This window comes from Streptomyces sp. NPDC126503 (genome assembly GCF_040302405.1).
Taxonomy (GTDB): domain Bacteria; phylum Actinomycetota; class Actinomycetes; order Streptomycetales; family Streptomycetaceae; genus Streptomyces; species Streptomyces gulbargensis.
Genome location: NZ_JBEORS010000052.1, coordinates 1 through 5,104 on the forward strand (window position 1 = coordinate 1; position 5,104 = coordinate 5,104).

Annotated in this window: 4 protein-coding genes and 1 pseudogene; all 5 read right to left on the bottom strand. The window is 70.2% G+C overall.

The window, feature by feature from the left end:
* Positions 1 to 336: pseudogene (locus ABTY40_RS30690) on the bottom strand (hypothetical protein); the annotation flags it as partial.
* Between the two features lie 5 nt (positions 337 to 341).
* On the bottom strand, positions 342 to 674 hold the full coding sequence (locus ABTY40_RS30695; RefSeq protein ID WP_015032176.1) for a small basic family protein: 333 nt from the start codon (positions 672 to 674) through the stop codon (positions 342 to 344).
* The gene (locus ABTY40_RS30700; RefSeq protein ID WP_502990715.1) at positions 671 to 1,600 is read right to left on the bottom strand and encodes a DUF881 domain-containing protein; all 930 of its coding nucleotides are present in this window, start codon (positions 1,598 to 1,600) and stop codon (positions 671 to 673) included. The genes ABTY40_RS30695 and ABTY40_RS30700 overlap by 4 nt, the downstream gene beginning before the upstream one ends.
* A 101-nt stretch (positions 1,601 to 1,701) precedes the next feature.
* Positions 1,702 to 4,197 (bottom strand): sugar phosphate nucleotidyltransferase, encoded by a 2,496-nt coding sequence (locus ABTY40_RS30705; RefSeq protein WP_345286570.1) that lies wholly within the window; start codon positions 4,195 to 4,197, stop codon positions 1,702 to 1,704.
* A 122-nt stretch (positions 4,198 to 4,319) separates the two neighbouring features.
* Positions 4,320 to 4,928: a cardiolipin synthase ClsA gene (clsA, locus tag ABTY40_RS30710; protein WP_352062506.1), complete on the bottom strand. Its 609-nt coding sequence runs from the start codon at positions 4,926 to 4,928 to the stop codon at positions 4,320 to 4,322.
* Positions 4,929 to 5,104: the final 176 nt, after the last annotated feature.

Here is a 5,104-nt window from a genome sequence, read left to right on the forward strand (position 1 = left end):
CACGGGGGACGCGGCCGGTCCGGCCGGTTCCGCCGCGGCGGGCGCGGCGCCTGCGGGTGCGGGCGGGCTCGCGGCCTGGCCGGGCTTCTCGTACCCGGGGCGCGGCGGCTCCGAGCCGCCTGCGGGGGCACCGGCCGGGCCGGGTCGCCCGGCGGGCGGGAGGTGGCCGGATCCGTCCGGGACGCCGGGAGTCCGGGGAGCCTCGGGAACGCGCGGGCTCTCGGGGACGCGCGGTCCCCCCGGCGTACCGGCGCCGCTCTCGGGACGGGGCTTCTCGGCGTCCCCGGAGGTGCGGGGGTCGCCGGCGTTCTCGGGGCGCTCGGGCTGCTCGCTCATCGGCCTCACGCCCGGAAGACGTGGCGCCGGATGGCGGCCGCGTTGGAGAAGATCCGGATGCCGAGGACGACGACCACACCGGTCGACAGCTGCGCGCCCACGCCCAGCTTGTCACCGAGGAAGACGATCAGCGCGGCGACCACCACGTTCGACAGGAACGACACCACGAAGACCTTGTCGACGAAGATGCCGTCGAGCATGGCCCGCAGGCCGCCGAAGACCGCGTCGAGGGCGGCGACCACGGCGATCGGAAGATAGGGCTCGACCACCGCCGGGACCTCGGGTCGGACCAAAAGCCCGACCACGACTCCGACGATCAGGCCCAGTACGGCGATCACGATGTGCCCTTCCCTGTGTCGGCCGTGGCCCGCCCGGACGGCGTCGCCGCCCCGGCCCCCCTCGGCTCTGCTGTACGTACGATCAGGCTCGGCGCCGCCGGCAGGCGCAGGTCGGCCTGGGTCGCGATGCTGCTGCGGATCCCGAAGTTCTCCACCAGCGCGTGCAGGTACTGGCCGTCGGCACTGTCCTGGAACGTGGTGCTCAGCCGCTGCCCGTCCCCGATGGCGAGCACGACGTACGGCGGCACCAGCGGCTTGTTGTCGACCAGTATGGCGTCCCCGGCGGCCCGGATCGCCGAGAGCGAGGTCAGGCGCTGCCCGTTGATGGCGACGGCCTCGGCGCCCGACTCCCACAACCCGTTGACCACGCGCTGCATGTCCCGGTCACGTACCCGGCCGGTGTCGGCGAAGCCGCTGCTCTCGCGGGGGCCGCCCCCACCGGTGTCGGTCCCCTTGGCGTCGTCGACGACCAGCCGCACGCCGGGGCCGCTGACCGGCGTCGCCCCGGAGAGCAGGCCGACGAGTTCCGCCTGGTCGCCGCCGTGCTGTTCGAGGGCCTTGCGCTGGCGCTCCGCGACCTCGGCCCGGATCCGCTCGACGTCCTCCTCCAGGCCGTCGGCCGTGGAGCTCTCGGCCTCGATGCGGCCGATCAGTTCCTGGCGTTCCTTGGCCACGACGGGTGCGGAGATCCGTGCCTCCGCCGCGCCCACCGTGACGACGGCGGCCGCGAGCACCAGTCCGGCCGCGAGACCGAGCTTGGCGCGCAGCGGTCGCGGCAGGGTCCCGCCCTCGGCCGCCCGGCGGGCGGTCGCCTCGGCGTAGCCGTCGTCGAGGGCGTGGTCGATGACGTTGTTCAGCAGCGACATCGACGCGTCCGGGCGCGGCGGTGGTGATCCGGTGCTCCGAACGGGGTGCTGCTGCGACATGCCGCACATCGTCGCACGTCGTACGGCTTACCGCCGAATGGCCCCACCGGTACGGCGGGGAGACACCCACCACGTGTCTCCCCGCCGTACCGCGCGTGACGTCAGCGACCGGCGCTGTCGACCACCTCGGCCCACTCGTCCAGCAGGTGCTGGGCGGAGGTGTCGTCGGGGCCCTCGGCCCACAGATGGGTGACGGCCTCGGCCGGGTCGGGCAGCACCATCACCCACCGGCCGTCCGGCTCGACGACGCGCACACCGTCGGTGGTGTCGACGAAGCGGCTGCCGGCCGCCTCGACCACCCGGCGCATCACGAGACCCTTGACCGCCCACGGCGTCGGGATGTCCCGCTTGTGCACGTGGGCGCGCGGGATCCGCGCGTCGATCTGGCTCAGCGTGAGCTGGGTCCGGGCGACGAGGCCGATGAGCCGTACGAACGCGGCGGCACCGTCGAAGACGCTGCTGAACTCGGGCACGATGAACCCGCCGCGCCCGTCGCCACCGAAGATGGTGGACTCCTCGCGCCCGACCCGCGTGAGGTCGTCCGGGGAGGTCGTCGTCCACTCGACCTGGGTGCCGTGGTAGGCGGCGACCTGCTCGGCGATGCGCGTGGTGGTGACCGGCAGCGCGACCCGGCCGGAGCGCCGTTCGGCGGCCACCAGGTCGAGCATCACGAGGAGTGCCCGGTCGTCCTCGATGATCCGGCCGCGCTCGTCGACGAGCGAGAGCCGCTCACCGACGGGGTCGAACCGCACACCGAACGCGGCCCGCGCCGAGGCGACGATCTCTCCGAGCCGTACGAGGCCGGCTCGCCGGCTCTCGACCGATTCCGTGGGCCGCGACTCGTCCAGACCGGGGTTGATGGTCAGGGAGTCGACTCCGAGCCGGCCGAGGAGGCTGGGCAGCACGAGCCCGGCACTGCCGTTGGAGGCGTCCACGACGACCTTCAGTCCGGCTTCGGCGATGCCGGAGGTGTCGACGTTCCTCAGGAGCGAGCCCGTGTACGAGTCGAAGACGCTGGCCGGGAAGGAGAGGTCACCGATCTCACCGGGGAAGGCACGCCGGTACTCCTGGCGCGCGTACACCCGGTCCAGCTTCCGCTGACCGGCCTGGGAGAGGTCCGCCCCTCGCTCGTCGAAGAACATGATGTCGACCGAGTCGGGGATGCCCGGCGAGGTTCTGATCATGATTCCGCCGGCGCTGCCGCGCGCGGTCTGCTGCCGCGCCACGGGCAGCGGCACGTTCTCCAGGTCGCGTACGTCGATGGCGCTGGCCTGCAGCGCCGAGATGACCGCCCGCTTGAGGGCGCGCGCGCCACGCGAGTGGTCGCGGGCCGTGGTGACGGTCGAGCCCTTCTTGAGGGTGGTGGCGTACGCGCCGGCGAGCCGCACCGCGAGCTCGGGGGTGATCTCGACGTTGAGGACGCCGGAGACGCCGCGGGCTCCGAACAGGTGGGCCTGTCCGCGGGACTCCCAGATGACCGAGGTGTTGACGAAGGCGCCGGCCTCGATGGTCTTGAACGGGTAGACCCGGACGTTGCCCTGCACGATCGATTCTTCACCGACGAGGCACTCGTCGCCGATGACGGCTCCGTCCTCGATCCGGGCGGCGCGCATGATGTCGGTGTTCTTGCCGATCACGCAGCCGCGCAGATTGCTCTGCTGCCCGATGTACACGTTGTCGTGGACGACGGCCTTGTGGAGGAAGGCCCCGCTCTTGACGACGACGTTGGATCCGATGACGGTGTGCTCGCGGATCTCGGCGCCGGCTTCGACCTTCGCGTAGTCGCCGATGTAGAGCGGCCCGCGGAGCACGGCGTCGGGGTGCACCTCGGCGCCTTCGGCGACCCAGACGCCCGGGGAGATCTCGAAGCCGTCGAGGTCGACCTGGACCTTGCCCTCGAGAACGTCGGCCTGGGCCTTCACGTAGCTCTCGTGGGTGCCCACGTCCTCCCAGTAGCCCTCGGCGATGTAGCCGTAGATGGGCTTGCCTTCCTTCATCAGCTGCGGGAAGACGTCACCGGACCAGTCGACGGGCTCGTCGGCCTTGACGTAGTCGAAGACCTCGGGCTCCATCACGTAGATGCCGGTGTTCACGGTGTCCGAGAAGACCTGGCCCCAGGTCGGCTTCTCCAGGAAGCGTTCGACCTTGCCCTCCTCGTCGACGATGGTGATGCCGAACTCCAGCGGGTTGGGCACCCGGGTGAGGCAGACCGTGACGAGCGCGCCCTTCTCCTTGTGGAAGGCGATGAGATCGGTGAGATCGAAGTCGGTGAGCGCGTCCCCCGAGATGACGAGGAAGGCGTCGTCCTTCAACGCCTCCTCCGCGTTCTTCACACTGCCCGCGGTACCGAGCGGCTTTTCCTCGTTGGCGTACGTGAGCTCCATCCCGAGCTCCTCGCCGTCACCGAAGTAGTTCCGGACGAGCGAGGCGAGAAACTGCACGGTTACCACGGTCTCGGTGAGACCGTGCCGCTTGAGCAGGCGCAGCACGTGCTCCATGATCGGCCGGTTGGCGACCGGCAGAAGAGGCTTGGGCATGCTCGAAGTCATCGGGCGAAGGCGGGTTCCTTCGCCACCGGCCATCACGACGGCCTTCATGTCGGAAGCGTCCTCCTTGAAGAGACGACGGTCCTGCCGACTTCGCCTGTCCGCACTCAGCGGCCTTCAAAAGGTCTTCGCTCCGGCGCCGGCGACGCTGCACGGCTCGGAAACGGACTGGCTCAATCGGCCTCGGTATCCGCCTTCACGAGTCGGCGGACCTGGACCACGTAGAGGATCCCTGCCCACCAATACAGACTTGTACCCCATCCGGCGAAAGCCCATCCGAAAACTTCAGCGAGTGACGAAAGCCAGCCGGTTCCGTCACTGAGCAGGAGCAGCGGGAAGGCGTACATCAGGTTGAAAGTGGCAGCTTTCCCGAGGAAGTTCACCTGGGGCGGCGGATAGCCGTGCCGGCGGAGGATTCCCACCATGACGAGGAGCATCGCCTCGCGTGCGAGGAGTGCCAGGGTCAGCCAGAGGGGCAGGATCTCGCGCCACGTGAGGCCGACGAGCGTGGAGAGGATGTACAGCCGGTCGGCCGCGGGGTCGAGCAGCCGGCCGAGGCTGCTGATCTGGTTCCACCGCCTGGCGAGCTTGCCGTCGAGATAGTCGCTCACTCCGCTGAGCGCCAGGACGAGCAGCGCCCATCCGTCGCTCTTGGGACCGCCGAACTCCGGCCACAGGATCAGCCACAGGAACAGCGGCACGCCGACGAGACGCGCCATGCTGAGAATGTTCGGGATGGTGAGGACCCGGTCCGTCTGAACGCGAGTCTCCTGGACCTCCACCCGGGGGCCTCCTGCTGGAATGGTGCCGACGATGCCCCACGACCTTACCCTCAGCCACGGAACACAGGGGCACAGGGTCCCCCGGAACGCAGGAAAGCCCCGCACCAGAAGGTGCGGGGCTTTCCCACAATAATTGTTCGGCGGCGTCCTACTCTCCCACAGGGTCCCCCCTGCAG

Bases quoted from the DNA above. Each gene is read 5' to 3' on its own strand.
- ABTY40_RS30700 (WP_502990715.1), bottom strand. From the start codon at position 1,600: ATGTCGCAGCAGCACCCCGTTCGGAGCACCGGATCACCACCGCCGCGC.
- ABTY40_RS30705 (WP_345286570.1), bottom strand. From the start codon at position 4,197: ATGAAGGCCGTCGTGATGGCCGGTGGCGAAGGAACCCGCCTTCGCCCG.